This is a genomic window from Streptomyces silvisoli, from assembly GCF_029269905.1.
Classification (GTDB): domain Bacteria; phylum Actinomycetota; class Actinomycetes; order Streptomycetales; family Streptomycetaceae; genus Streptantibioticus_A; species Streptantibioticus_A silvisoli_A.
In genome coordinates, this window is record NZ_JARJBC010000030.1 from 14,435 (window position 1) to 39,599 (window position 25,165).

The window sequence follows — 25,165 nt, forward strand, 5'->3', positions numbered from 1 at the left end:
GGCCACCCGCGTCAACCGTTGTACGTGCTCTGCGCCCGCTCCAACCCCTCGGCCATCAGCGCCTCCACCGCATCGGCCGAACGATCCACGAACCAGTCCAACTCCTTGCGCTCCGCCGACGAGAAGTCGCGCAACACGAACGTCGCCACCTCCATCCGACCAGGCGGACGACCGATCCCGCACCGCACCCGCAGATAATCCGGACCCAACGACTTCGTGATCGACTTCAGGCCGTTGTGGCCGTTGTCACCGCCGCCCCGCTTCAACCGCAACGTCGCATAGTCGATGTCCAACTCGTCATGCACCACGATGATCCGGTCCAGCGGAATCTTGTAGAAATCACGCAGCGCCGTCACCGGACCACCCGACAGATTCATGAACGACATCGGCTTGGCCAACACCACCCGCTGACCGCCGACCCGCCCCTCCGCCACCTGCGCCCGGGCCTTGTGCGACTTGAACCGGCCCCCCATCCGCTCGGCCAGCAAATCCGCCACCATGAAACCGATGTTGTGGCGATTACCCGCGTACTCCGGCCCCGGATTACCCAGACCCACCACCAGCCACGGCCCCTCAGGGGCACCCTGCGCTGCGCTCATGCTCACCTCTCCTCGAACGTACCGCAAAGCGAACCGCCGCCCGGCAAAAGCCGGACGGCGGTTCACACAAAAGCCCTGACGAGGCTCAGGCCTCCGCGCCCTCAGCGGCGGCCTCGTCCTCAGCGGCCTCCACCTGGGAAGCCAGCACCTGGAGCACCACGGCGTCCGCGTCAACGGCCAGCACAACGCCCTGCGGCAGCACGACGTCCTTCGCCAGCACCGACGCACCGGCCTCCAGACCCGCCACGGAGACCGACACCGACTCCGGAATGTGCGTGGCCTCGGCCTCGACCGGCAGCGCGTTCAGCACGTGCTCCAGCAGGTTGCCACCCGGCGCCAGCTCACCCTCGATGTGGATCGGCACCTCAACGGAGACCTTCTCGCCCCGCTTGACCTGCAGCAGGTCAACGTGCTCCAGGAAACCCTTGATCGGGTCCTTCTGCACGGCCTTCGGAATCACCAGCTCCGACTTGCCCTCGACATCCAGGCTGATCAGAACGTTCGGGGTCTTCAGCGCCAGCATCAGGTCGTGACCCGGCAGCGTCACGTGCACCGGGGCGGCACCGTGACCGTAGATCACACCCGGCACCCGGCCCTCACGGCGGGCGCGGCGCGCGGAACCCTTACCGAACTCCGCCCGCAGCTGCGCGGGGATCTTCACCTCAGACATATCGGCACTCCTCGTGGACGACGGATACGGAAATCTGCCGCTCGGTCCACGACGGACCAGCCTCGAAAAACTCGAAAGCGCGTCGATAACGGAGACCGACAAAACGGCCTCCCTCGCCGAGCAACCCGAGGAGTCTACCCGGCGGGGAGGCCGCCAACGAAATCCGGCGCCACGCGCCCGACCCGGTTCAGTGCGCGTCGTTGAACAGGCTCGTCACCGAACCGTCCTCGAACACCTCACGAATCGCACTCGCGATCATCGGCGCGATCGACAACACCGTGATCTTGTCCAGCTCCAACTCACCCGGCGTGGGCAGGGTGTCGGTGAAGACGAACTCACTCACCTTCGAGTTCTTCAACCGATCAGCGGCCGGACCCGACAGCACACCATGCGTCGCCGTCACGATCACATCCTCCGCGCCGTTCGCGAACAGCGCGTCCGCCGCGGCACAGATCGTGCCACCGGTGTCGATCATGTCGTCGACCAGAACACAGATCCGGCCCTTCACATCACCGACGACCTCGTGCACCGTCACCTGGTTCGCCACATCCGGGTCACGCCGCTTGTGGACGATGGCCAGCGGCGCGCCCAACCGGTCACACCAGCGGTCCGCCACCCGCACCCGGCCGGCGTCCGGCGACACCACCGTCAGCTTGCTGCGGTCCACCTTCGTACCCACGTAGTCCGCCAACAGCGGCAACGCGAACAAGTGGTCCACCGGACCATCGAAGAAACCCTGGATCTGGTCGGTGTGCAGATCCACCGTCAAGATCCGGTCAGCACCCGCCGTCTTCATCAGATCAGCCATCAACCGCGCCGAGATCGGCTCACGGCCACGGTGCTTCTTGTCCTGACGGGCGTACCCGTAGAACGGCACGACCACCGTGATGCGCTTCGCCGACGCCCGCTTCAACGCATCGATCATGATCAACTGCTCCATGATCCACTTGTTGATCGGAGCAGTGTGGCTCTGGATCACGAACGCATCCGACCCACGCGCCGACTCCTCGAAGCGCACGTAGATCTCACCGTTCGCGAAATCGAAGGCCTTGGTCGGCACCAACTGAGCCCCCAGCTGGTGCGCCACCTCCTCCGCCAGCTCGGGGTGGGCGCGGCCGGAGAAGAGCATCAACTTCTTCTCACCGGTCGTCTTGATCCCGGTCACTGCACCGTCTCCTTGATGACTTCGACTGGTGTTCGACGCAGCTTCGCCCACTCGTCGGGAAGCTGGCGGAATTTATGTGCACTCATACGGTACGCCCCCACCGGCACCCCCGTGCACCGGCGAGACCACCGTCACTCACCCTGATCCGACTCCCCAGCCGCCCGCTCGGCCGCCTGCGCGGCCGCGCTCCCCGGCCGCTTACGGACCACCCAACCCTCGATATTCCGCTGCTGACCACGGGCAACAGCCAACGCACCCGCCGGAACATCCTTCACGATCACCGACCCCGCCGCGGTGTACACACCGTCCCCGACCGTGACCGGCGCCACGAACATATTGTCCGCACCCGTCCGGCAATAACTCCCGACCGTGCTGTGGTGCTTACGCTCGCCGTCATAGTTCACGAACACACTCGCCGCACCGATATTGGTGTACTCACCGATCGTGGCATCCCCCACATACGAAAGATGCGGCACCTTCGTGCCCTCACCCACCACGGCGTTCTTCATCTCCACGTACGTGCCCGCCTTGCTCCGCGGACCCAACTTCGTCCCCGGCCGCAGATACGCGTACGGACCCACACTCGCCCCCGGACCGATCTCGGCACCCTCCGACACCGACTTGATCACCCGGGCGTCCTCACCCACCACCGTGTCCGTCAACGTGCACTCAGGCCCCACCTCGGCACCCGCCGCCAACCGCGTCGCACCGTGCAACTGCGTCCCCGGACGCACCACCGTGTCCGGCTCGAACTCCACCGACACATCCACCCACGTCGACGCCGGATCCACCACCGTCACACCGGCCAACATCGCCGCGGTCAGCACCCGGTCGTTCAACAGCCGACGCGCCTCAGCCAACTGCACCCGGTTGTTGATCCCCAGAATCTCCCGGTGGTCCCCGGCCACCGCCGCACCCACCCGATGACCGGCGGCCCGCAGAATCGCCAACGTGTCCGTGAGGTACTCCTCACCCTGCGCGTTGTCCGTCGTCACCTTCGACAGCGCCTCCACCAGCAGCTTCGCGTCGAACGCGAACACCCCCGAATTGATCTCGGAGATCGCCCGCTGCTCCTCGGTGGCGTCCTTCTGCTCCACGATCGCCGCCACAGCGCCGCCACCGTCCCGCACGATCCGCCCGTACCCGGTGGCGTCCGGCACCTCGGCGGTCAGCACGGTCACCGCGTTGCCGTCGCTCTCGTGCGCCGCGGCCAGCGCGCGCAGCGTGTCGGCGGTCAGCAGCGGAGTGTCACCACAGGTGATGATCACGGTGCCGTCGAGCACCACACCCTGCTCGGCCAGCGACTCCAGCGCGGTACGCACCGCGTTGCCGGTGCCCTTCTGCTCAAGCTGCACGGCGGTGCGGATGGCCGGGTCGATCCCGGCGAGGTGCGCGGTGACCTGCTCACGGGCGTGGCCGACGACCACGACGAGCTGCTCGGGCGCGAGCTCGCGCGCCGCGGCGACGACATGGCCGACCAGGGACCGTCCGCCGATCTCGTGCAGGACCTTTGGCGTGGCCGACTTCATACGGGTGCCCTCACCCGCGGCGAGGACGACGACGGCAGCCGGACGGATGGGGCTCACGGGGTGGCTCCTCGGCGTTTGGGGTGTGGACAACCGCAGGATACCGAGGGGTAAGGGGTGCGACACGCGGACGGGTCCCGACCTGACGGTCGGGACCCGCATTCGAACTTTGAGCTCCGCTGCCAGGACTCGAACCTGGACAAGGGGCACCAAAAACCCCCGTGCTGCCGATTACACCACAGCGGATAGCAAAGGTAGCCAAAACGGACAATCGATCACTCTGTCCGGCTGGCTCCCCCTACTATGCCGTACCACCAGCCTTCGACGCGACGGTATAGGTCCGCACTGCGCAACACTCGGATCACGAAGCAGCCGCGATACCCCTCGCCCACGTTCTTCCGGACCGTCTTCGGGTTGTGCCTCTTCAACGTTGTCTTGTCCAGCGACGCAACGCCCACACCCGCCAGATCGGCCCAGTAGCGCTCCGCCGCCGCCACGTCCGCGGACTCGTGGATCATCACACGGAACCGCAGCCGCTCGGCCTCGACGCCCAACAGCGAGAGCCACGCCAGGTAGACACGGATCACGTCGGGATCACTGTTCACGAACGTGACCCGTTCACGCAGCTGATGAGGCTTGTCCTTCTCCCCCTCGGCCCAGTACAGGCCCACCCCCACCAGGAACAGCTCACGATCCGTCATCGGCCCGACCTCGGCCGTGGCGGCCGCCTTCACCTGTCCCCGCAGCAACTCCTGACGCCTGTGGTACGACTCCCACCCGGCCTTCCGCATCCGGCGCGTCCGCTCCGGCGAAGGCTGCGGCTTCGGCAGGTCCCTGACCCACAACGACACCGAACTCCTCGACACCCCCAACTCCGCGACGATCTCGTCGTACGTCTTCCCCGCGAGCCGCAACTCCCCTGCTCGCGCCCGTAGTTCGTGTTTTGCGGCGGTCATGAACCGATCATGCATTCGAACCCGGCGCTCACCCAAGAAGTTCGAATCTCGATCACCCGATCGAGCGTTTTCACCCATCCGGCCGTGACCTCCACACGTTCGGTTCGCGGGAAGTTTTTTCGATCGGCCCCTTGAAGGACATGCGCGGCGGGCAGATTCCTCCGGTGGCCGGGTGCGCGTTCTGTGCTCCCGCGGCCTGGCCCTGCCATACTTACGATGCCGTAGGTTACGGTCCCGTAGCTCCGTAGCCGTCTCCCACTTCGAGGGACATCCATGACCACACAGCCGGACGTGATCACCGAGTCCCGGGAGCCCGGGCCTGACGAGAAGTTGCCGCTTGCCACGCTCGGCGGCGACAGCAAGGGGTCGATCGAACAGGTCACCTTGGGGCTGTTCATCGGCGTGCCGTTCGTGGCGCTGCTGGTGGCGATCCCGTTCGCCTGGGGCTGGGGGATGAGCTGGCTGGATCTGGGCCTGATGGTGGGGATGTACTTCCTCGGCTGTCATGGGATCACGGTGGGTTTCCACCGGTACTTCACGCATGGTTCGTTCAAGGCGAACCGGCCGTTGCGGATCGCGTTGGCGATCGCGGGGTCGCTGGCGGTGGAGGGGCCGATCGTGCGGTGGGTGGCGGACCACCGTCGGCATCACAAGTTCTCGGACGCCGAGGGTGATCCGCATTCGCCGTGGCGCTACGGCGAGACGGTTCCGGCCCTGTTGAAGGGGCTGTGGTGGGCGCACATGGGGTGGATGTTCGATGAGGAGCAGACCCCGCAGCAAAAGTACGCTCCGGACTTGATCAAGGATCCGGCGATTCGCGCGATCTCCCGGCAGTTCGTTTGGTGGACGACGATTTCGTTGCTGTTGCCGCCGTTGGTCGGCGGTCTGGTGACCATGTCGTGGTGGGGGGCGTTCTCGGCGTTCTTCTGGGGTTCGCTGGTGCGGGTGGCGTTGCTGCACCATGTGACGTGGTCGATCAACTCGATCTGTCATGCGGTGGGGAAGCGGCCGTTCAAGTCGCGGGACCGGTCGGGGAACGTGTGGTGGCTCGCGGTGTTGTCGTGCGGTGAGTCGTGGCACAACCTGCACCACGCGGATCCCACGTGTGCGCGGCATGGTGTGTTGCGGGGGCAGGTCGATTCGAGTGCGCGGATCATCCGGTGGTTCGAGCGGTTGGGTTGGGCTTCTGACGTGCGGTGGCCGGACTCCGCGCGGATCGCTGCCCGGCGTAGGGATGAGGTCGCCAAGGCGGCATGATGAGTGCTGTGGGGAGCGATAGCAGCACTGGTGGCGGGGTCAAGGGCGCGGGTAGGTCGGCGGCCGGGTCGGTTCGGCGTGGCCGCCGGGTGCGGATGACGGGTGCGGAGCGTCGCGAGCAGCTTTTGGACATTGGTCGGGCGTTGTTCGCGGAGCGTGGGTTCGAGGGCACGTCGGTGGAGGAGATCGCGCATCAGGCGGGGGTCTCGAAGCCGGTGGTGTACGAGCATTTCGGTGGCAAGGAAGGCCTGTACGCGGTTGTGGTGGACCGCGAGATGCGGGTTTTGCTCGACATGGTGACGAGTGCCTTGACGGGTGGTCATCCGCGGGAGTTGCTGGAGCAGGCGGCGTTCGCGTTGCTGGATTACATCGAGCAGTCGACTGATGGTTTCCGTATTTTGGTGCGGGATTCTCCGGTGGCGCAGTCGACGGGTACGTTCGCTTCCCTGATCAGTGATATCGCGACGCAGGTCGAGGATATTTTGGGGTTGGAGTTCAAGCAGCGCGGTTTTGATTCGAAGCTGGCGCCGATGTACGCGCAGGCGTTGGTGGGGATGGTGGCGCTGACGGGTCAGTGGTGGCTGGATGTGCGGCGGCCGAAGAAGGCTGATGTGGCGGCGCATCTGGTGAATCTGGCGTGGAACGGGTTGTCCGGCCTGGAGCCCAGGCCGCGGTTGATAGGTCACCGTAAGGCGTAGTCGGCGCCGTTCGGGGTGGGCTCCAGGCGCGGTGTGGGTTCAGCTCTTCTTGGTGGCCAGGGCGAAGATGCGGCGGAAGGGGAAGGCGGTACCGCGGGGTCCCGCGGGGTATGCCTTGCGCAGTAGGTCGCGGTATTGGGCCATGAATTCGTCGCGGGTGGCGGGGTCGTCGGCGAGGGCGGTGAGGATGGGGCGTAGGGCGGTGCCCTTGGTCCATTCGAGTACGGGGTCTTCACCGTGTAGCAGTTGGACGTAGGTGGTTTCCCAGGCGTCGACGACGCAGTCGAGGGTGTCGAGGAGTTCGAGGTATCCGGCGGGTTCCAAGATGTGTACGTAGCCGCGGCCGTGTCCGGCGAGTTTGTCGCGCCATTGGGGGGCGTCGCAGAGTTCTGCGAGGAGGGCGTGGCTGGGCGAGGTGAAGTTGCCGGGTACCTGGAGTGCGAGGGTGCCGCCGGGGGCGAGGGCGTCGATCCAGGTGGGGATCATGTCGGGGTGGTTGGGGACCCACTGGAGTGCGGCGTTGGAGACGATGAGGTCGTAGGTCCTGTCGGGGTTCCAGTTGGCGGCGTCGGCGCGGCGGAAGTGGAGGCTGCCGCCGCCGGGGGTGGGGCCGGCGTATTCCTGGGCGGCTTCGAGCATTTCGGTTGAGCTGTCGAGGCCGGTGATGTGGGCGTTGGGCCAGCGGTCGGCGAGGATGGCGGTCACGTTGCCGGGGCCGCAGCCGAGGTCGGCGATGTGGGCGGGGTTGTGGGGGAGTTCGGGGATGCGGTTCAGGAGGTCGTGGAAGGGCCGGGTGCGGTGTCCGGCGTGGCGCAGGTACTGCTGTGGATCCCAGGTCGCCTGGTGCATTGCGGATCCCCTTTGGAGAGGTGCTTGTCCTGTGCGAGAGACGCAGGGTGTCTCTCGTGGCCGAGATTGCCCAGGCGGTCCGCTTTCTATTCTCTTGACATCAAGAGACTTCATGTCGACACAACCACTACACTGATCGGCATGGAGGACGAGGTCGATCGGCTGGTGGCTGCGTGGCGTCGCGAGCGCCCTGACCTCGACGTGGAACCGCTGGAGGTGCTCAGCCGGGTGAGTCGGCTGGCGCGGCATCTGGACCGGGCGCGGCGGCTGGCGTTCGCCGAGCATGGCCTGGAGCCGTGGGAGTTCGACGTGCTCACCTCGTTGCGCCGGGCCGGGGCGCCGTATCAGCTGTCGCCCGGGCAGTTGCTCACGCAGACCTTGGTGACGTCGGGGACGATGACCAATCGCATCGACCGGCTGGCCAAGAAGGGCCTGGTGGAGCGGTTGCCGGATCCCAGCGACCGGCGCGGGGTGCTGGTACGGCTGACGGTCGAGGGGCAGGACCAGGCGGATGAGGCGCTGGCGGCACTGTTGGCGCAGGAGCGGGCGATCCTGGGCGAGTTGTCGCCGCATCAGCGCTGCGAACTGGCCGGGCTGCTGCGGCAGTTGACGGCCCCGTTCGACAACTTCCCGAACTGACAGGGCTTTTCGGTTAAGCGACCGCTTTCAGGTGGTGCTGGTTCGGTCGGCCGGGGCTAGGCGGTTTTGCCGCTGCCGGCGGGTACGGCGAGGTCGGCCGGGCCGACTCCGGCGCGCCGGGCGAGGGCGACGGCGGCCAGGGTGGAGTGGACGCCGAGCTTCCCGAGCACGTTCTGCATGTGGGTGCGGACGGTGTGCGGGGAGAGGTAGAGGCGTTCCGCGACGGCCTTTCGGCCGAGTCCGGCGACCATGCAGCGCAGTACTTCCTGTTCGCGCGGGGTGAGGGACTCCACGAGCCGTTCGCTTTCGGTGCGGTGGCGGCGGGCGGTGGTCAGCTCGCGTAGGACGCCGGTGAGCAGTGCGGGCGGCAGGTGGGTCTCGTCGCGCAGTACACCGCGGACCACGGCCAGCAGGCGGGACAGGGAGCTGTCCTTGGCCACCCAGCCGCAGGCGCCCGCCTGGAGGGCGCGGGCGGCTCGGCGGGCGTCGTCCTGCCCGGCGAGGACCACGGTACGGGTGCCGGGGTGGTGGGCGCGGACCTTCTCGACCAGGGCTATGCCGTCGTATGCGTCGCCGCAGGTGGGCGGTGTGCCGCGGGGTGGCTCGGGCCGCTGGTCGCGGGGTTCCGGGCCGCGCTGTACCGGGACCTGGGGCGCGGGTGGCCGACCGGGCGGGAGGGCCGGGGTGCGGGGTGGGGCGGCGGGGTGACCCACGGTGGCGCCGACGCCGCCGAGGTCGGCGTCGACCAGCAGCACGTCGTACCGCCTGCCGTCGGCGGCGGCGCGTTCCAGGCAGCGTTGGGCGGCCGGGGCGCTGCCCGCGGCGGAGACGTCCACGTCGGGTTCGGCCGCGAGCGCGGCGGCGAGCGACTCGGCGAAGATGCGGTGGTCGTCGACGACCAGTACGCGAATGCGGGCCACGCGATCACTCTCCCCCTTGGCAGGTGGCGGACGGGCGCGGGTCGGCACCTTCGCCGCGGGCGCCGTTCCACAGCCGCGCTACCGCCGTGGTGCGGTGCTGCCTACCCCGGCCGCGGGTGCCATACCCGCGGGCCTCGCCCCCTGATCGGCGCCGGCCCCCACCGGCACCACGAAAAGCGTAGGGGGAATCACCGACATTCGGGGCTGGAATGCCGAACTCGGGCGGGTGACGGTTGCTTTTGGCGTGAAGGGGCGTGAAGGGCGGAGCGTTTGAGGGCTCGATGGACGGCTCCCGACCGCCCGTACACGTGTGCCCACGGGTGGCATTCGGCCACCCGGCGCCCGGGGGGCGCGCTATCCGGCGACGGCGGAGCGCGTGCGGCGTTCGCCAGGGGCGCGTACGGCGGGTGTGCGCTTGCGCGGTGACGCGGTACGCGGCGTGCGACCGTGGCCGCACGCCGTACCGCACGCCCCGTGACCGCACGCCATCTCCCTGCGGGAGACAGGGGTTCGGGTGTCGCCTCAGGCGAGGCGGCGGGCGCCCGCGCTGGGTACGGCGGTGAACACCCGCGGCGTGGGGTGCCCCGCGGTGGCGAAGGCGGCGGTGACCGCTTCGCCGACCTTGTCGGCGATGGCTTCTTCGACCAGGGCGATGGCCGAGCCGCCGAAGCCGCCGCCGGTCATCCGGGCGCCCAGCGCGCCGCAGGACAGTGCCGCCTCCACGGCCAGGTCCAACTCGGCGCAGGAGATGCGGAAATCGTCGCGCAGCGAGGCGTGCCCCGCGGTGAGCAGCGGGCCGATGGCGCGGGTCTCGCGCGCTTCCAGGCGGGCGACGACCTGCTCCACGCGGTGGTTCTCGGTGACGATGTGCCGTACCAGCCGCCGCTGCTCCTCGTCGGCCAACCGCCCGAGCGCGGCGTCGAGTTCGTCGTGGGCGATGTCGCGCAGCGCCACCACGCCCAGGTTCGCGGCGGCCTGTTCGCAGCCGCGGCGGCGTTCGCCGTAGGCGCCGTCGCTGTGGGCGTGCTTGACGCGGGTGTCGATGACGAGCAGCCGTAGGCCCTCGGCGGCGAGGTCGAAGGGGATCTGCCGCTGCGACAGGTCGCGGGTGTCCAGGTACAGGGCGTGCCCGGCCTGGCAGCAGGCGGCGGCGGTCTGGTCCATGATGCCGGTGGGGGCGCCGACGAACACGTTCTCGGCGCGCTGGCACAGTCGCGCCAACTGCCAGCCGGACAACTGGAGTTGGTACAGGTCGGACAGGGCGAGTGCGGTGACGACCTCCAGCGCGGCGGAGGAGGACAGGCCCGCGCCCACCGGGACGGTGCTGTCGTAGTGGATGTCGGCGCCGGTGACGGCGTGGCCCGCGCCGCGCAGCGCCCACACCACGCCCGCCGGGTAGGCCGTCCAGCCCGCCACGGTCGCGGGTTCCAGGTCGGCGACGCGCAGTTCGGCCACCGGCGCGGACGGTTCGTTGGCGGTGTGCAGGCGCAGCAGGCCGTCGGTGCGGCGGGAGACAGCGGCGGAGGTGGTGTGCGGGAGGGCGAAGGGCATCACCAGGCCGTCGTTGTAGTCGGTGTGTTCGCCGATGAGGTTGACGCGTCCGGGGGCGGTCCAGATGCCTTCGGGGTCGGCCTGGTAGACCCTGCGGAACTCGGTGTGCGTCACGGTGCGTGCTCCTTCGCGAACTCCCACGCGTCGCGGACGATCGAGGCGAGGTCGGTGCGGGACGGTTTCCAGCCCAGCCGGGTGCGGGCGCGTTCGGCCGAGGCGACGAGTACCGCCGGGTCGCCCGCCCGGCGGGGGGCGACGACTTCCGGGATGGGGTGTCCGGTGGTCTTGCGCACGGTGTCGATGACGTCGCGGACGGAGAAGCCGTTGCCGTTGCCGAGGTTACAGATGAGGTGCTCGCCGCGCTGGACGTCGCCGTTCAACGTCGCGCGCAGGGCGAGCAGGTGGGCTTCGGCGAGGTCGGCGACGTGGATGTAGTCGCGCACGCAGGTGCCGTCGGGGGTGGGGTAGTCGTCCCCGTAGACGGCGATGGACTCGCGCCTGCCCGAGGCGACGCGCAGGACCAGCGGGATCAGGTGGGACTCGGGGTCGTGCCGCTCGCCGTACCGTCCGTGGGCGCCCGCGACGTTGAAGTAGCGCAGGGAGACGGCGGTCAGGCCGTGGGCCGCGCACTCGGCGCCGATCATGTGGTCGACGGCGAGTTTGGAGGCTCCGTAGGGGCTGGTGGGGGCGGTCGGGTCGGTCTCGGTGATGGGGGTGCGCACGGGTTCGCCGTAGGTGGCGGCGGTGGAGGAGAAGACGAGGGCGCGCACGTCCGCCCGGCGCATGGCGTCGAGCAGGTCGAGGCTGCCGCCGACGTTGTTGCGCCAGTACTTCTCGGGGTGCGCGACGGACTCGCCGACCTGGGAGAAGGCGGCGAAGTGCAGTACGGCGGCGTAGGAGGGGTCGAGGATGTCGGCGGCGTCCTGGACACGGCCCTCGATGAACTCGGCGGCCTGGGGGACGGCTTGGCGGTGCCCGGTGGACAGGTCGTCGAGGACGGTGACCCGGTGTCCGGCCTCGATCAGGTGGGCGGCGACGACGCTGCCGATGTAGCCCGCTCCGCCGGTGACGAGAACCTTGCTGTCGCTGCTGGTCACTGCTGCTGCCCTGCCTTCTCGCCCTGGCTGTGGTGTCCCCGGGTGGCGATCTCGCGCAGCCGCGCGGCGGCGGCCTCCGGGGGGACGTCGTTGATGAACACGTTCATGCCGGACTCGGAACCGGCGAGGAACTTCAGCTTGCCGGAAGTGCGGCGGACGGTGAAAAGCTCGAGGTGGAGGGCGAAGTCCCGGCGGTCGAGGTGGTCGACGGGCGCCTGGTGCCAGGCGGAGATGTACGGGGTGGGGGGCTCGCCGGTGCCGAAGATCCGGTCGAAGCGGCGCAGCAGTTCCAGGTAGACGTGCGGGAACTCGGCGCGGGCGGCCTCGTCCAGGCCGAGCAGGTCGGGGACGCGGCGGTTGGGGTAGAGGTGGACCTCGTACGGCCAGTGCGCGGCGTGCGGGACGAACGCGGTCCAGTGGTCGCCGGTGAGCACTACCCGTCTGCCGTCGGCGCGTTCGGCGGCCAGCACGTCGTCGAACAGGTTGCCGCCGGTGCGTTCCCGGTGGGCGGCGAGGCTGTGCAGCATGCGGGCGGTGCGGGGGGTGGTGAACGGGTAGGCGTAGATCTGGCCGTGCGGGTGGCTGAGGGTGACGCCGATCTCCCGGCCGCGGTTCTCGAAGCAGAACACCTGCTGGACGCCGGGGAGTTGGGACAGTTCGGCGGTGCGGTCGGTCCAGGCGTCGAGGACGAGACGGGCCTGGTCGGGGGTGAGGTCGGCGAAGGAGGCGTCGTGGTCGGGGGTGAAGCAGACCACCTCGCAGCGTCCGGCGCCGGGGCGGTGGGCGAGCAGGCCGCCGGGGCCGTCGGCGGTGAGCGGGCCTGGTCCGCCGGTCAGCGAGGGGAAGCGGTTCTCGAAGACGACGACGTCGTAGTCGGCGGCCGGGATCTCGCTGTGCCGTCCGTCCCGGGAGGGGCACAGCGGGCAGGCGTCGGCAGGCGGGTGGTAGGTGCGGGTCTGCCGGTGGGAGGCGACGGCGACCCACTCGTCCAGCAGCGGGTCGTGGCGGATCTCGGACGCGGTGGCGGTGGGCTCGAGCGGGCGCTGGTCGACGGCGTCGCGCGACACGTCGTCGCGGGCGTCGTAGTGGACCAGTTCGCGACCGTCGGCGAGCAGGGTCGTCGTCTTCTTCACCCGAAGACTCCTCCATCAACAAAATCAAACATTATGAAGCATGACCCAACAGTACCGACCGCGTCAACGCAAGGATCGAAGCATTTGGGGTGAAACCCCCGAACCCCCTCCGCAGCGAGAAGCGTCCGATCACGATCCAACAAAGAACTCCACCAGGCCTGTTCATTTTCCAAACATCCGGCGTTACGTTCAGGCAACTCCGTCCACCCACCCGCCGCCAGAAGCGAGACCACCTATGCCAGCGAGACCACCTCTGCCATACCTGGCCGATGGGCTTCGGCTCCCCACCAACGGACTGGACTACGCGATCCTGGTGATCTACTTCGCCGTGGTCCTCGGCATCGGTTTCGCCGCCAAACGCAGCGTGAGGACCAGCCTCGACTTCTTCCTGTCCGGACGGTCGCTGCCCGCCTGGATCACCGGCCTGGCGTTCGTCGCCGCCAACCTCGGCGCCACCGAGATCCTGGGCATGGCGGCCAACGGCGCGCAGTACGGCGTGTACACCGTGCACTGGTACTGGATCGGCGCGATCCCCGCCATGGTCTTCCTCGGCCTGGTGATGATGCCGTTCTACTACGGCTCGAAGGTGCGCTCGGTGCCGGAGTTCCTGCTGCACCGCTTCGACCCCAAGGCGCATCTGCTCAGCTCGGTGCTGTTCGCCCTGTCCGCGGTGCTGATCGCGGGCGTCAACCTGTACGCCATGGCGATCGTGGTGCAGGCGCTGCTGGGCTGGCCGACCTGGGTGGCGATCCTGGTCGCCGGGCTGTTCGTGCTGGTCTACATCACCGTCGGCGGACTGTCCTCCGCGATCTACAACGAGGTGCTGCAGTTCTTCGTGATCCTCGCCGCGCTGATCCCGCTGGTCGTCGTCGGCCTCAAGCGGGTCGGCGGCTGGCACGGCCTGACCACCACCTTGGACCGCACCCACGGCCATGACTTCATGACCGCCTGGGGCGGCACCGGCATCGGCCACGGCAATCCGCTGGGCGCCAACTGGCTGACCATCGTGCTCGGACTCGGCTTCGTGCTCAGCTTCGGGTACTGGACCACCAACTTCGCCGAGGTGCAGCGGGCGTTGTCCGCCAAGAACCTCTCCGCCGCCAGGCGCACCCCGCTGATCGCGGCCTTCCCCAAGGTGCTGATCGTGTTCGGCGTGCTGATACCCGGGCTGATCGCGGCGGCCATCGTGCCCAAGATCGGCACACCCGGCTCGTCGCTGACCTACAACGACGCGATCCCGCTGCTGATGCAGGACCTGCTGCCCAACGGTGTGCTGGGCATCGCGGTGACCGGACTGCTGGCCGCGTTCATGGCGGGCATGGCGGCCAACGTCTCCTCGTTCAACACCGTGTTCACCAACGACATCTGGTCGCGGTACGTCAAGCGCGGCGAGTCGGACGCGTACTACCTGCGGTTCGGCCGGGTCATCACCGTCATCGGGGTACTGGCCAGCATCGGCACCGCGTTCCTGGCGTCCAGCTTCAGCAACATCATGGCGTACCTGCAGACGCTGTTCTCGTTCTTCAACGTGCCGCTGTTCGTGGTCTTCATCATCGGCATGTTCTGGAAGCGGACCACCGCGCAGGCCGGGTTCTGGGGGCTGCTGGCGGGCACCGTCGCGGCGATGGTCAACTACTTCTACATCTACAAGCAGCACGTCATCGCCATCCCCAGCGACCAGGGCGCCAACTTCGTCTCGGCGATCGTCGGGTTCGTCGCCGGAGCGGTGGTCATGGTGGCGGTCAGCGTCTTCACCAGGCCGAAGCCCGTCGAGGAGCTCGCCGGGCTGGTGTACGGGACCCGCTCCCCGGGCATGGAGGAGCCGCCCGCGGCCGGTGACGAGGCCTGGTACCGCAGGCCCGCCCTGCTGGGCACCGCCGCGCTGGTCATCGCCGCGGCCCTGTACGTCCCGTTCTCGTTCTAGGTCCAGGAGCGCAGCATCATGAGTGACTACCAGCACGAGGTCGAGGAGCTGGAGCGCCGGTCCGCCACCGCGGCGCGGCTGTTCGACATACGGGGCATCATCGGGGGCCTGTTCGCGGTCTACGGGGTGATCGTGACGATCGCCGGGATCACGGCGTCCGACGCGGACCTGCGCAAGGCGCAGGGGATCAACATCAACCTGTGGACCGGAGTCGGGATGCTGGTGCTCGGCGCGGCCTTCCTGCTCTGGCTGCGGCTCAGCCCCACGCCCGCGCCCGCGCAGGGGGCGGATGACGGTAACTAGCGCGCCGTCCGGCCGAGTTCCGGTTCGGGTGACGGCCGGTTCGGCACCGCCGGGCTCCACTGCGGGTTCGTGGCCGCTCGCCGTCGCGGCGGCGGGTCTCCTTCCGCCGCGACGGCGAGCCGGCGTCTTCGGAGCGACCCCCGCCTAGCCGCCGGAGGCGCGGTCCAGCAAGCCCGTGCGGGCGGCCAGGGCCGCCGCCTCCAGGCGGGAGCCCACGCCCAACTTCATCAGGACGCGTTGCACATGGGTGCGGGCCGTACTGGGGGCGATGCCCATCCCGGCGGCGATCAGGCGGGTGTCCTCACCCTCCGCGACCCGCACCAGGACCTCGACCTCGCGCGGGGTCAGTATCTGCAGCAGCCTGCTGCCCTCGTCGTCGGGTTCCGCCGCGGGGTGCAGCAGCTCGGCGAACGCCGTCTGGAGCAACTGCGGCGCCACCGCCACCTCCCCGGCCCGCGCCTTGGCCATCGCCCGCTCCACGCCCTCGATCCGCTCGTCGTGGCGCACATATCCGGAGGCCCCGGCGGCGAACGCCGCGGCGATGCCGCGCGGATTGGGCACCGGCCCCAGCACGATCACCGCGATCGCCGGACGCTCCCGCTTGATCCGCGTCACCGGGTCGAACACCCCCGGCTCGGCGGGCGTGGACGTGCCCATCAGGCACACCTCGGGCGCCCGCCCGATCGCCAGGTCCGCCGCGCTCGAACTCGGCGCACCGGCCGCCAGCACACGGTGCCCGCGCAACTTCAGCGCGGAGGCCAAGGCTTCCGCGAGCAACCGGTGGTCGTCCACCACCACGATCCGTACGCCCATGTGGGCACTCCCCCATTCCCCACGCGCCCCTCCCGGCGTCCCGCCCACGCCACACCCCCCTGCGGCCCCGGTATAGCCCCGGAAGCTACACGCTTGTTCGAGATACCGCGCCCCATACCCGTCAGAAGCATCCCCCGCATACCGAAAATCCCTCCCTTCCTGGCCGGTTCATGCCCGAAACCGTCCGGATCGGTTCGGAACATGCGACAGAGAGTTTGGTTTTGTCGGATGTCGACAGAGTGGAACCCGTAACCGTCAACTCCAACGCCAACGGCCGCCCGTACGCGCGCACTCGGGGTGCGGGCGGCCGGGCGGCCGTCGGGTGGGCCAGGGTCAGTGCAGGGCACCCACCAGGTACTTCTCCAGACCGCCGCTGTAGATCTGCGACATCCCGATCGCCAGGGTGTTGTTGTGCCAGCCGAAGTCGGAGTCGCCCAGGCCCGCCGAGTCCAGGTCGCGCTCCTGCTGCGCGGTGGAGTCGTCGAAGGTGGTGTAGGTGGACAGCGCGCCGCTGGACGTGTCGGCCTTGAGGACCTTGCCCGCGTTCTCGAAGCCGGACATCTGGTACGCGATCACCGAGTTGCCGTCCACGCTCACCAACTGCATCGGCGCGTCAGCGCTCTTGGACAGCCACTTGCCGCTGCCGTTGGAAAGGTCGAACGCCGCGATCTCGTTGGTGCTGGAGACCGAGCCGCTGCCGGAGTGCTGACTGGTCGCCATGTAGAGCGTGTTGCCGGAGACGGCCACGTTGTTGCAGGGGGTCATCTTGTCGGCAGGGCACCGGATCGCGTACTTGCCCTGGTCGGAACCGCTCTTGCCCAACGAGATCTTGCCGCCGAGACGGCCGCCGTCGACGTCCCAGACGTCGGTCATCGTCATGTCGCCCGCCCCGATACCGACCACCACCGGGTTGACCGAGATCACGCTGACCACCTCCGTACCCGCCGGGGCGTCCCAGGTCCACTTGGGCTTGCCGGACATCGGGTCGATCAGCGAGACGTGGTTGTTGTTCTCCTGGTTGTCGCCGTTGTAGTACACCTCGACCATCTGCGAGCCACCGGCGAAGCCCTTGTCATGGGCGTCGGAGCCGTTGTCCGAGTGCCACAGCGGCTTACCGGTGCTCACCTGGAACGAGACCGTCTGCTCCTCGGCCTCCACCGCGAGCACATCGCCGCTCATCGCCATGTCGGTGTACATCAGGAGGCTGCTGGTGAATCCCAGCGGCTTGTTCCACGCCAGCTTGCCGGTCGAGGCGTCGACGACCATCACGTTCTCGCAGTGCGTTCCGTACTGCACGGCGATCTTGTCGTTGACGATGTCGGTCGCGGCGTCGCAGGTGTCGCCCTCCGGAGACGGCACCGTCCACTGCTGCTGGCCGGAGCCGAGGTCGTACGCGGTGACGCCGGTCGGCGTCTGCTTGACGACGTCACCGCCGCTGAACCACATGCCCGGGGTGGGGGCGATGTTCTGCTGCTTGGTCACGTTAGGCGCGGGCACCGTCCAGGCGACCTTGCCCGCGGAGTTGTGCGGCGCGTTGTCACCGCTGTTCCCCGAACCGCCGCCCTTGGCCGCCGACTTGGGCTTGCTGCCACCCGAGGTCAACAGGTAGGCACCGCCGCCGACCACCAGCACCGCCGCGACGATGCCCGCGATCAGCGCGGCCAGCCTGCCGCCGGACAGCCGACCGCCGGAGCCACCGCCGGGCTGCGCCGGGAAGGGCGGCTGCTGCGGCTGCCCGTACGGGTTGCCGCCCCAGCCCTGCTGCGGCATCGGCTGGGTCGGCGGCTGCTGCGCGTACGGGGACTGCTGGTAGCCGTACGGCGACGGCTGCTGGTACGGGTTCGGGCCGCCCTGGGACGGGGGCTGCTGCGGATAGCCGTAGCCGGGCGCGGGATAGCCGTACTGCGGCTGACCCCCGGCGATCGGCGGAGCCTGCGGGGGCTGCCCCGGGGCCGCGGGCGGGGGCGGCGGGACCTGGCTCTGCACCGGCGGCGGAGGCGGCGGGACCGGCTGGCCCGGGGCCGCGGGCGGGGGCGGCGGGACCTGCGGGGGCTGGCCGGCGGGCGGGGGCGGAACCGCCGCGCCCGCGAGCTGGGTTGGCATCTCGTGCGGTGCGCGCTCCGGCGCGCCGGAGCCTCCGGTACCGTCAGGCGGCTGGGACATGAGCGGTTTCCCCCGTGATCGTTCACTAGGCCCGCGGCACGGGCCTCGTACTAGGTGACGCTTGGGCTCAAGCGGGCACCTTTTGTATCACCCGGCGCCAAGCGGACGCCGGGCCGGTCCGTGCACGTGACGTCGCCGTTATGCCCCCGCCGCCCGCCTCCACGAGCCTTTTACACCTCGTCCGCCAGCTCCAGCCAGCGCATCTCCAACTCCTCACGCTCATCGCGCAGTCCACGCAACTCGGCGTCCAGCTTGGCGACGTTCTCGAAGTCCGTCGGGTTCTCGGCGATCTGGGCGTGCAGCTTGGCCTCCTTCTCGCCGATCCTGTCGAGTTGACGCTCGATCTTCTGGAGCTCCTTCTTCGCGGCGCGCGCGTCGGCCCCCGACGACCGGGGCTTGGCGGGCGCCGCGGACGCGGCGGGGGCCGCGGCGGCCTCGATCGCGGCGCGCCGCCGCTCCAGGTACTCGTCGATGCCGCGCGGCAGCATCCGCAACGTCGCGTCGCCGAGCAGCGCGAAGACCCGGTCGGTGGTGCGCTCTATGAAGTAGCGGTCGTGGCTGATGACGACCATCGAGCCCGGCCAGCCGTCGAGGAGGTCCTCAAGCTGGGTGAGGGTCTCGATGTCCAGGTCGTTGGTCGGCTCGTCCAGGAACAGCACGTTCGGCTCGTCCATCAGCAGCCGCAGCAGCTGGAGTCGGCGCCGCTCACCGCCGGAGAGGTCGCCGACCGGGGTCCACTGCTTCTCCTTCGTGAAGCCGAACCGCTCGCACAGCTGCGAGGCGGTCATCTCACGGCCCTTGCCCAGGTCGACGCGCTGCCGCACCTGCTCCACGGACTCCAACACCCGCCAGGTCGGGTCGAGTTCGGCGACCTCCTGCGAGAGGTAGGCGAGCCGGACCGTCTTGCCGACGACCACCTTGCCGCCCGCGGGCTGCTTGTCGCCCTCCGTGTACGCGGCGTCGGCCAGCGCGCGCAGCAGCGAGGTCTTGCCCGCGCCGTTGACGCCGACCAGGCCGATCCGGTCGCCGGGGCCGAGCTGCCAGGTCAGGTGCTTGAGCAGCACCTTCTCACCGGCAGTGACGGTCACGTCCGCCAGGTCGAAGACCGTCTTGCCGAGCCGGGAGTTGGCGAACTTCATCAGCTCGGCGGAGTCCCGCGGCGGCGGCACGTCGGCGATCAGCTCGTTGGCCGCCTCGATGCGGAACCGCGGCTTGCTGGTACGCGCCGGAGCGCCGCGGCGCAGCCAGGCGAGCTCCTTTCGGGCCAGGTTCTGCCGCTTGGCCTCCTCGGAGGCGGCGCGGCGCTCGCGTTCCGCGCGGGCGAAGACGTAGTCGGAGTAGCCGCCCTCGTACTCGTGGACCTCGGCGCGCTGTACGTCCCACATGCGGGTGCACACCTGGTCGAGGAACCAGCGGTCGTGGGTGACGCACACCAGCGCGGAGCGGCGCGCCTGGAGGTGTTCGGCGAGCCAGGCGATGCCCTCGACGTCGAGGTGGTTGGTGGGCTCGTCCAGCACCAGCAGGTCCTGCTCGGCGATGAGCAGTTGGGCCAGCGCGATGCGGCGGCGCTCGCCGCCGGACAGCGGGCCGATGACGGTGTCCAGGCCCTGGGCGAAACCGGGCAGGTCGAGGCCGCCGAACAGACCGGTCAGCACGTCGCGGATCTTGGCGTTGCCCGCCCACTCGTGGTCGGCGAGGTCGCCGAGCACCTCGTGCCGGATGGTGGCCGCCGGGTCGAGCGAGTCGTGCTGGGTGAGGACGCCGAGCCGAAGGTCGCCGACGTGGGTGACCCGGCCGCGGTCCGGTTCCTCCAGCTTGGTCAGGATGCGGATGAGGGTGGTCTTGCCGTCACCGTTGCGGCCGACCACGCCGATGCGGTCGCCCTCCGAGACGCCGAGGCTCGTGCCGTCGAGCAGGGTGCGGGTTCCGTACACCTTGCCGATGGACTCGACGTTGATGAGGTTGACGGCCATTTCTCTCCAGGTATGGACGACTGGGTCGGCCTTCCAGCGTACTCAGGCGCGCGGTCGTGTTCGTCTCGCGTCCGTCGGGGAGCCCGGGCGGGCCCCAGCCCCTAGCCCAGCACCGTTGCGCCGGGGGCCGGGCCTGACGTCACCCGGGCGGTGCGGCAGGTGCCGGAAGCCATGAGGGCCTCGGCCACCGCCTTGGCGGCGTTCGCGCCCTCGGCCAGGAAGGCGCAGGTGGGGCCGGAGCCCGAGACCAGGGCGGCGAGGGCGCCCGCTTCGGTGCCGGTGCGCAGGGTGTCGGCCAGCGCTGGGCGCAGCGACAGCGCGGCGGGCTGCAGGTCGTTGGACAGCGCGCCGGCGAGCGCGGGGGCGTCGCCGGTGCGCAGCGCCTCCAGCAGGCGCGGGGACGGCTGCGGGTCGGGCAGGTCCGCCGCGGTGTACCCGTGGCCGGAGTCCTCCCGCAGCCGGTCGCACTCGCGGTAGACCGCCGGGGTGGACAGTCCGCCGTCGGCGACCGCGAAAACCCAGTGGAACGTACCGCCGGTCTCCAGGGGTTCGAGCAGTTCGCCCCGGCCCCGGCCCAGCGCGGCGCCACCGACCAGGCTGAACGGCACGTCGCTGCCCAACTCGGCGCAGATGTCGAGGAGTTCGGCTCGGGAGGCGCCGGTGCCCCACAGCGTGTCGCAGGCCAGCAGTGCCGCCGCGGCGTCCGCGCTGCCGCCCGCCATGCCGCCCGCCACCGGGATGTCCTTGGCGATGTGCAGCCGCACGTCCGCCGGGATGCCGTACCGCCGGGCGAGGGCGAGCGCGGCGCGGGCCGCCAGGTTGCTCTCGTCCAGCGGCACCTGGTCGGCGTCCGGGCCTGCGGCGGTGATCCGCAGCCGGTCCGCCGGGGTGGCCGTCACCTCGTCGTACAGGCCGACGGCGAGGAAGACGTTGGCCAGGTCGTGGAAGCCGTCCGGGCGCAGACCGCCCACGGCCAGCTGGACGTTGACCTTGGCGGGCGCGCGGACGACGACGGGTGCGGTCACTGGGCTGCTGCCCCCTTGTGCTCGGCGATGCTCGCGAACTGCTCGACGGTCAGGGACTCGCCGCGGGCCTGCGGCGAGACCCCGGCGGCGGTCAGCGCCGCCTCGGCCGCGGCGGCCGATCCGGCCCATCCGGCGAGCGCCGCGCGCAGCGTCTTGCGGCGCTGGGCGAAGGCCGCGTCGATCACCGCGAAGACCTCCTCGCGGGTCGCCGTGGTCTTCGGCGGCTGGTCCCGCCGTACCAGGGAGACCAGGCCCGAGTCGACGTTCGGTGCGGGCCAGAAGACGTTGCGGCCGATGGCACCGGCCCGCTTGACCTCCGCGTACCAGTTGGCCTTGACCGACGGCACCCCGTACACCTTGGAGCCGGGGGTGGCGGCGAGCCGGTCGGCGACCTCCGACTGCACCATCACCAGGGTGCGTTCGATGGTCGGGAAGGTCTCCAGCATGTGCAGCAGCACCGGAACGGCCACGTTGTACGGGAGGTTGGCGACCAGCGCGGTCGGCGCCGGTCCGGGTAGTTCGGCGACCCGCATCGCGTCCCGGTGCACCAGCGCGAAGCGGTCGGCGCGGTGCGGCAGCCGGGCGGCGATGGTGCTGGGCAGCGCGGCGGCCAGCACGTCGTCGATCTCCACCGCGGTGACCCGGTCGGCGGCCTCCAGCAGCGCCAGGGTCAGCGAGCCGAGCCCCGGCCCGACCTCGACCACCACGTCGTCGGGCCGTACATCGGCGGTGCGCACGATGCGGCGCACCGTGTTGGCGTCGATGACGAAGTTCTGGCCGCGCTGCTTGGTGGGGCGTACGCCCAGCGCGGCGGCCAGTTCGCGGATGTCGGCGGGGCCGAGCAGCGGCCCTGGCTCGTCGGCGGCTGGGGTGGTACGGGGGCTGGAGCTCACCGCAAAAGTTTACGTGCGCCGGGGAGCCGCTAGGACATCAGCTTGTGGCCGCAGACCGGCCAGGGGCTGGCGCCGCGGCGTACGTACAGCTTCTTGGCGCGGTAGGTCTGCTCGGCGGCGGGGGCGTCCTGCGGCCGTCCGGTGCCGCCGAGGGCGTGCCAGGTGTGGGTGTCGAACTGGTAGAGGCCGCCGTAGGTGCCGGACGGGTCGACGGCGTTGGGCCGTCCGCCCGCCTCGCAGCGGGCCAGGCCCGCCCAGTTGAGGCCGTCGGCTCCGGCGACCGAGGTGGGCTGGGGCCTGGTCCCGACGGCGATGACCTCGTCGATGGGTTCCTTCAGCACCCGGGAGCCGGTCTGCCGGGGCTTGTCCTTGACGCCGTTGACGGTGCGCTGTTCGTAGCTGACCTGGCGCACCCCGACCTCGCCGGGGATCACCACCACCTCGGTGCCCTTGAACTGGGCGGGGTCCGGCTGCCGCACGGTGTGGAACGGGATCGGTTCCTCGCGCACCTGGGTGCGGCCGGTGATCCGCATGACGGAGACGGTCTGGCCGTCGCGCGGGAAACTGCGGGGGTCGACGGAGGTGGTGTCCTTCGGCCCGAAGGCGATCCCCGCCTCGGCCGCCGCCTGCCGCACGGTGGCCGCGTTGGTGCGCACGGTGTGCTCCCGGCCGTCGGCCAGGAACGTCACGGTCCGCTCGGTGCGCACGTCGAGCCGCAGGCCCGACCGGCCGATCGGGGCGTCGGGGGCGGTGGACAGGTGCGCTCCCTCGGCGCGCACCCCGAGTTGCCGCAGCGCCTCGTCGACGGTGCGGGCGGTGGTCCACACCTGGTGCCGCTCGCCGTCGAGGGTGAGGCTGAGCGGGCGGCCGTGGCGCACCGCGATGTCCTCGCCGTCGTGCAGTCCGGCGTACGGGCCGGGGGCGACGGTGTCGTGGTCCCCGACCGGGATGTGCTGCTGGCGCAGCAGTTCGGGCACGTCGTCGGCGAAGGTGCGCAGGGTGTGCGGGGTGCCGTCGACGGTCAGCTCGACGTCCTTCTCACCGCTGAGGTAGGCGTAGGTGCCGCCGGTGAGGAAGGCGACCACCAGCATCCGGGGCAGCAGCTGGCGCAGCGGGTCGGGTCGTGCCGCGCGTCTGCGCCGCCCGGTGCCGCGGGTGGCGGCGCGGGCGGCGGCCTTGCGGTTGTGCCGGGCCGCGGCGCGGGTCCCCTCGTACGGGCCGGTCCCGTACGGCTCGTACGGCGTCGGGTAGGGGGTCTGGCGAGGCAGCACGGTGGTGGCGGTGCCGCCCGCCAGGTCGGTGGGCGGCGGGGCGGGCCGGGGTGCGACGCGGGTGCCTCGGCCCCCTCGATGACTGCCCTGCGAACTGCTCACGAAGACTCCACAGGTCCGGCTCCCCTTGCTCGGGAGGAGGACCCTAGCGAACCCCGCGGCCACTCTCCAAAGCCGTCATGTCACCCTGTGTAGTGAAAATCGGTGAGGCCGGGGCGAATTACGGCGCATAGCCGAACGCCCGGGCGGTGTTGGCGGCGACGGCCGCGGCCAGTTCGTCCTCCTCGACGCCCTTGACGGCCGCCATCGCCCGCAGCGTGATCGGGATCAGGTAGGGCGCGTTGGGCCGCCCCCGGTACGGCGCGGGGGTGAGGAACGGCGCGTCGGTCTCCACCAGCAGCAGGTCGAGCGGCGCCACGGTGAGCGCGTCGCGCAGCGGCTGGGCCGACTTGAAGGTGATGTTGCCCGCGAAGGACATGTAGTACCCGGCCTCGGCGCAGATCTTGGCCATCCGCTCGTCGCCGGAGTAGCAGTGGAAGACCACGGTGCGCGGCGCGCCCTCCTCCTCCAGCACCCGCAGCACGTCCGCGTGCGCCTCGCGGTCGTGGATGACCAGCGCCTTGTCGTGGCGCTTGGCGATCTCGATGTGGCGGCGGAAGGAGTAGGTCTGCGCCTCGACGCCCTCCGGGCCGGTACGGAAGTAGTCCAGGCCCGTCTCTCCGACGCCGCGCACCTGCGGTAGCGCGGCGAGGCCGGCGATCTCCTCCAGCGCGGCGTCGAGGGCGGCCAGGCCGCCCGGCTGCCTGGCGCCCTGCCGGGACCAGCCGTCGGGGTCGCCGTGCACGATGCGGGGGGCCTCGTTGGGGTGCAGCGCCACGGTGGCGTGCACGTTCTCATGGGCGGCCGCGGTTTCGGCCGCCCAGCGCGATCCGGCGAGGTCGCAGCCGACCTGTACGACGGTGTCGACGCCGACCGAGGCGGCCTTGGCCAGCGCCTCCTCGACGGTGCCGTCCTGCATGTCCAGGTGGGTGTGCGAGTCGGCGACCGGAACCCGCAACGGCTCCGGAAGCGGCGGAGCCGCCGTCGTGTCTTGCCTGGGGGTTTCCTGTGCCGCCATGCCCCGGAGTCTACGGACGCGGCGTCCGGAGGCGGTACGCGGGAGGGGGCGGCCGGGTCAGGCCGCGCGGTCCCGGCCTCGGCCGTGGCCGCGGTGGAAGAGGTGGAGCAGGTCGGCGAGGCGCCAGTGGTGGCGCGGCCTGGCCGTCGAATCGCCGGGGGCGGTGGATTGCGGCCCGCCGGGTTCGTAGGCGGCGTCGTGCCGTTCGTGCTGCTCGGGGAAGGGCAGGATCATCGGATCCCAGCGGCGGGCGCCGGAAACCCGCCCGGACCGCATGATGCGGACCGTGTGGCCGCCGCAGTTCTGGCAGGCCGGATGGGTCAGCGGCGAGGGCACCCGCCTGCTGCCCGCGTAGTAGGTGACGGTGGTGCGACCGTTCTCGTCGGTGTTGTGCACTATCTCGTACGACTGCTCCCAGCCGTGCCCGCAGCGCAGGCACGCGAACGAATAGGCCTCGTGAACCGTCTCGGCCGACGCCGGTCCGGTGGCGGGTCCTCCGTACGGGGTGCCTATGGCCTCGCTCATGGCAGCTCCTGATGCCCTCCGGACAGGGTGTCCGGAGCGGGACTTTCCCACTACCAGCGAACGCCTCCTGCTGGCGGGGCGCAGTAGTGGTTCCCGTC

The 25,165-nt window shown here is 70.1% G+C and carries 23 protein-coding genes and 1 tRNA gene; 5 read left to right on the forward strand and 19 right to left on the reverse strand.

The genetic code is table 11. The features are described 5' to 3' along the window. Window positions 1-11: 11 nt before the first annotated feature. The 6 genes from pth to P3G67_RS32195 form a co-directional block, all read right to left on the reverse strand. Window positions 12-599, reverse strand: a complete 588-nt coding sequence (gene pth / locus P3G67_RS32170; protein WP_269855733.1) for an aminoacyl-tRNA hydrolase — start codon at window positions 597-599, stop codon at window positions 12-14. An 85-nt stretch (window positions 600-684) separates the two neighbouring features. After that, a complete protein-coding gene (locus P3G67_RS32175) occupies window positions 685-1,269 on the reverse strand; it encodes a 50S ribosomal protein L25/general stress protein Ctc (protein ID WP_276096653.1) in 585 nt (194 codons plus the stop codon). Between the two features lie 187 nt (window positions 1,270-1,456). Further along, window positions 1,457-2,434, reverse strand: coding sequence for a ribose-phosphate diphosphokinase (locus P3G67_RS32180; protein WP_269855841.1), 978 nt, complete (start codon window positions 2,432-2,434; stop codon window positions 1,457-1,459). Window positions 2,435-2,565: 131 nt separating this feature from the next. Further along, window positions 2,566-4,020, reverse strand: coding sequence for a bifunctional UDP-N-acetylglucosamine diphosphorylase/glucosamine-1-phosphate N-acetyltransferase GlmU (gene glmU / locus P3G67_RS32185; protein ID WP_276096654.1), 1,455 nt, complete (start codon window positions 4,018-4,020; stop codon window positions 2,566-2,568). 114 nt (window positions 4,021-4,134) lie between these two features. After that, window positions 4,135-4,206: transfer RNA gene (locus tag P3G67_RS32190), tRNA-Gln, on the reverse strand. A gap of 29 nt (window positions 4,207-4,235) precedes the next feature. After that, window positions 4,236-4,916 (reverse strand): helix-turn-helix domain-containing protein, encoded by a 681-nt coding sequence (locus tag P3G67_RS32195; RefSeq protein WP_276096655.1) that lies wholly within the window; start codon window positions 4,914-4,916, stop codon window positions 4,236-4,238. A 273-nt stretch (window positions 4,917-5,189) separates the two neighbouring features. On the opposite strand from P3G67_RS32195, the gene P3G67_RS32200 reads away from it, so the two are divergent. Further along, window positions 5,190-6,173, forward strand: a complete 984-nt coding sequence (locus tag P3G67_RS32200; RefSeq protein ID WP_269855729.1) for an acyl-CoA desaturase — start codon at window positions 5,190-5,192, stop codon at window positions 6,171-6,173. 95 nt (window positions 6,174-6,268) lie between these two features. After that, window positions 6,269-6,871, forward strand: a complete 603-nt coding sequence (locus P3G67_RS32205; protein WP_391858394.1) for a TetR family transcriptional regulator — start codon at window positions 6,269-6,271, stop codon at window positions 6,869-6,871. 39 nt (window positions 6,872-6,910) lie between these two features. Here P3G67_RS32205 and P3G67_RS32210 read toward each other — a convergent pair whose 3' ends face one another. Further along, on the reverse strand, window positions 6,911-7,720 hold the full coding sequence (locus tag P3G67_RS32210) for a trans-aconitate 2-methyltransferase (protein WP_269855728.1): 810 nt from the start codon (window positions 7,718-7,720) through the stop codon (window positions 6,911-6,913). Window positions 7,721-7,861: 141 nt separating this feature from the next. On the opposite strand from P3G67_RS32210, the gene P3G67_RS32215 reads away from it, so the two are divergent. Further along, window positions 7,862-8,359 carry a MarR family winged helix-turn-helix transcriptional regulator gene (locus P3G67_RS32215; RefSeq protein ID WP_276096656.1) on the forward strand — a complete coding sequence of 166 codons (498 nt, stop codon included), beginning with the start codon at window positions 7,862-7,864 and terminating at the stop codon, window positions 8,357-8,359. Between the two features lie 56 nt (window positions 8,360-8,415). Here the strand turns inward: P3G67_RS32215 and P3G67_RS32220 are convergent, their stop codons facing one another. The 4 genes from P3G67_RS32220 to galT all read right to left on the reverse strand — a co-directional run bounded on the left by P3G67_RS32220 (window position 8,416) and on the right by galT (window position 13,060). Continuing rightward, window positions 8,416-9,279, reverse strand: coding sequence for a LuxR C-terminal-related transcriptional regulator (locus P3G67_RS32220; protein ID WP_276096657.1), 864 nt, complete (start codon window positions 9,277-9,279; stop codon window positions 8,416-8,418). A 522-nt stretch (window positions 9,280-9,801) separates the two neighbouring features. Further along, window positions 9,802-10,944, reverse strand: coding sequence for a galactokinase (gene galK, locus P3G67_RS32225; RefSeq protein ID WP_276096658.1), 1,143 nt, complete (start codon window positions 10,942-10,944; stop codon window positions 9,802-9,804). Beyond that, window positions 10,941-11,927, reverse strand: a complete 987-nt coding sequence (galE, locus tag P3G67_RS32230; RefSeq protein WP_276096659.1) for a UDP-glucose 4-epimerase GalE — start codon at window positions 11,925-11,927, stop codon at window positions 10,941-10,943. Before galE ends, galK begins: the two co-directional genes overlap by 4 nt. After that, entirely contained in the window at window positions 11,924-13,060 is a 1,137-nt protein-coding gene (galT, locus tag P3G67_RS32235; RefSeq protein ID WP_276096660.1) for a galactose-1-phosphate uridylyltransferase, read from the reverse strand. Before galT ends, galE begins: the two co-directional genes overlap by 4 nt. A gap of 235 nt (window positions 13,061-13,295) precedes the next feature. Here galT and P3G67_RS32240 point away from each other — a divergent pair, with 235 nt between their 5' ends. Together P3G67_RS32240 and P3G67_RS32245 are read left to right on the forward strand one after the other, a co-directional pair. Then, a complete protein-coding gene (locus P3G67_RS32240) occupies window positions 13,296-14,984 on the forward strand; it encodes a sodium:solute symporter family protein (RefSeq protein ID WP_269855722.1) in 1,689 nt (562 codons plus the stop codon). A gap of 18 nt (window positions 14,985-15,002) precedes the next feature. Next, window positions 15,003-15,287, forward strand: a complete 285-nt coding sequence (locus P3G67_RS32245) for a hypothetical protein (protein WP_269855721.1) — start codon at window positions 15,003-15,005, stop codon at window positions 15,285-15,287. 144 nt (window positions 15,288-15,431) lie between these two features. On the opposite strand, the gene P3G67_RS32250 is transcribed toward P3G67_RS32245, so the two are convergent. The 8 genes from P3G67_RS32250 to P3G67_RS32285 form a co-directional block, all read right to left on the reverse strand. Continuing rightward, window positions 15,432-16,100: a response regulator transcription factor gene (locus P3G67_RS32250; protein WP_276096661.1), complete on the reverse strand. Its 669-nt coding sequence runs from the start codon at window positions 16,098-16,100 to the stop codon at window positions 15,432-15,434. A 333-nt stretch (window positions 16,101-16,433) separates the two neighbouring features. After that, window positions 16,434-18,263, reverse strand: coding sequence for an outer membrane protein assembly factor BamB family protein (locus P3G67_RS32255; protein WP_276096662.1), 1,830 nt, complete (start codon window positions 18,261-18,263; stop codon window positions 16,434-16,436). Between the two features lie 170 nt (window positions 18,264-18,433). Continuing rightward, window positions 18,434-20,236, reverse strand: a complete 1,803-nt coding sequence (locus P3G67_RS32260) for an ABC-F family ATP-binding cassette domain-containing protein (RefSeq protein ID WP_269855718.1) — start codon at window positions 20,234-20,236, stop codon at window positions 18,434-18,436. A gap of 101 nt (window positions 20,237-20,337) precedes the next feature. Further along, window positions 20,338-21,261, reverse strand: a complete 924-nt coding sequence (locus P3G67_RS32265) for a 4-(cytidine 5'-diphospho)-2-C-methyl-D-erythritol kinase (RefSeq protein ID WP_276096663.1) — start codon at window positions 21,259-21,261, stop codon at window positions 20,338-20,340. Next, on the reverse strand, window positions 21,258-22,154 hold the full coding sequence (gene rsmA / locus P3G67_RS32270) for a 16S rRNA (adenine(1518)-N(6)/adenine(1519)-N(6))-dimethyltransferase RsmA (RefSeq protein WP_276096664.1): 897 nt from the start codon (window positions 22,152-22,154) through the stop codon (window positions 21,258-21,260). Before rsmA ends, P3G67_RS32265 begins: the two co-directional genes overlap by 4 nt. Before the next feature lie 29 nt (window positions 22,155-22,183). Next, complete coding sequence (locus tag P3G67_RS32275; RefSeq protein ID WP_276096665.1) at window positions 22,184-23,527, reverse strand: resuscitation-promoting factor; 1,344 nt, start codon at window positions 23,525-23,527, stop codon at window positions 22,184-22,186. A 118-nt stretch (window positions 23,528-23,645) separates the two neighbouring features. Continuing rightward, window positions 23,646-24,542 carry a TatD family hydrolase gene (locus tag P3G67_RS32280; RefSeq protein WP_276096666.1) on the reverse strand — a complete coding sequence of 299 codons (897 nt, stop codon included), beginning with the start codon at window positions 24,540-24,542 and terminating at the stop codon, window positions 23,646-23,648. 57 nt (window positions 24,543-24,599) lie between these two features. Beyond that, window positions 24,600-25,067: a hypothetical protein gene (locus tag P3G67_RS32285; protein WP_276096667.1), complete on the reverse strand. Its 468-nt coding sequence runs from the start codon at window positions 25,065-25,067 to the stop codon at window positions 24,600-24,602. Window positions 25,068-25,165: the final 98 nt, after the last annotated feature.

What these genes read in the sequence shown, in the direction of transcription:
- pth (WP_269855733.1), bottom strand. Translation starts at nt 599, where the DNA reads ATGAGCGCAGCGCAGGGTGCCCCTGAGGGGCCGTGGCTGGTGGTGGGT.
- P3G67_RS32175 (WP_276096653.1), bottom strand. Translation starts at nt 1,269, where the DNA reads ATGTCTGAGGTGAAGATCCCCGCGCAGCTGCGGGCGGAGTTCGGTAAG.
- P3G67_RS32195 (WP_276096655.1), bottom strand. Translation starts at nt 4,916, where the DNA reads ATGACCGCCGCAAAACACGAACTACGGGCGCGAGCAGGGGAGTTGCGG.
- P3G67_RS32200 (WP_269855729.1), top strand. Translation starts at nt 5,190, where the DNA reads ATGACCACACAGCCGGACGTGATCACCGAGTCCCGGGAGCCCGGGCCT.
- P3G67_RS32205 (WP_391858394.1), top strand. Translation starts at nt 6,269, where the DNA reads ATGACGGGTGCGGAGCGTCGCGAGCAGCTTTTGGACATTGGTCGGGCG.
- P3G67_RS32210 (WP_269855728.1), bottom strand. Translation starts at nt 7,720, where the DNA reads ATGCACCAGGCGACCTGGGATCCACAGCAGTACCTGCGCCACGCCGGA.
- P3G67_RS32215 (WP_276096656.1), top strand. Translation starts at nt 7,862, where the DNA reads ATGGAGGACGAGGTCGATCGGCTGGTGGCTGCGTGGCGTCGCGAGCGC.
- P3G67_RS32240 (WP_269855722.1), top strand. Translation starts at nt 13,296, where the DNA reads ATGCCAGCGAGACCACCTCTGCCATACCTGGCCGATGGGCTTCGGCTC.
- P3G67_RS32245 (WP_269855721.1), top strand. Translation starts at nt 15,003, where the DNA reads ATGAGTGACTACCAGCACGAGGTCGAGGAGCTGGAGCGCCGGTCCGCC.
- P3G67_RS32250 (WP_276096661.1), bottom strand. Translation starts at nt 16,100, where the DNA reads ATGGGCGTACGGATCGTGGTGGTGGACGACCACCGGTTGCTCGCGGAA.
- P3G67_RS32255 (WP_276096662.1), bottom strand. Translation starts at nt 18,263, where the DNA reads ATGTCCCAGCCGCCTGACGGTACCGGAGGCTCCGGCGCGCCGGAGCGC.
- P3G67_RS32260 (WP_269855718.1), bottom strand. Translation starts at nt 20,236, where the DNA reads ATGGCCGTCAACCTCATCAACGTCGAGTCCATCGGCAAGGTGTACGGA.
- P3G67_RS32280 (WP_276096666.1), bottom strand. Translation starts at nt 24,542, where the DNA reads ATGGCGGCACAGGAAACCCCCAGGCAAGACACGACGGCGGCTCCGCCG.
- P3G67_RS32285 (WP_276096667.1), bottom strand. Translation starts at nt 25,067, where the DNA reads ATGAGCGAGGCCATAGGCACCCCGTACGGAGGACCCGCCACCGGACCG.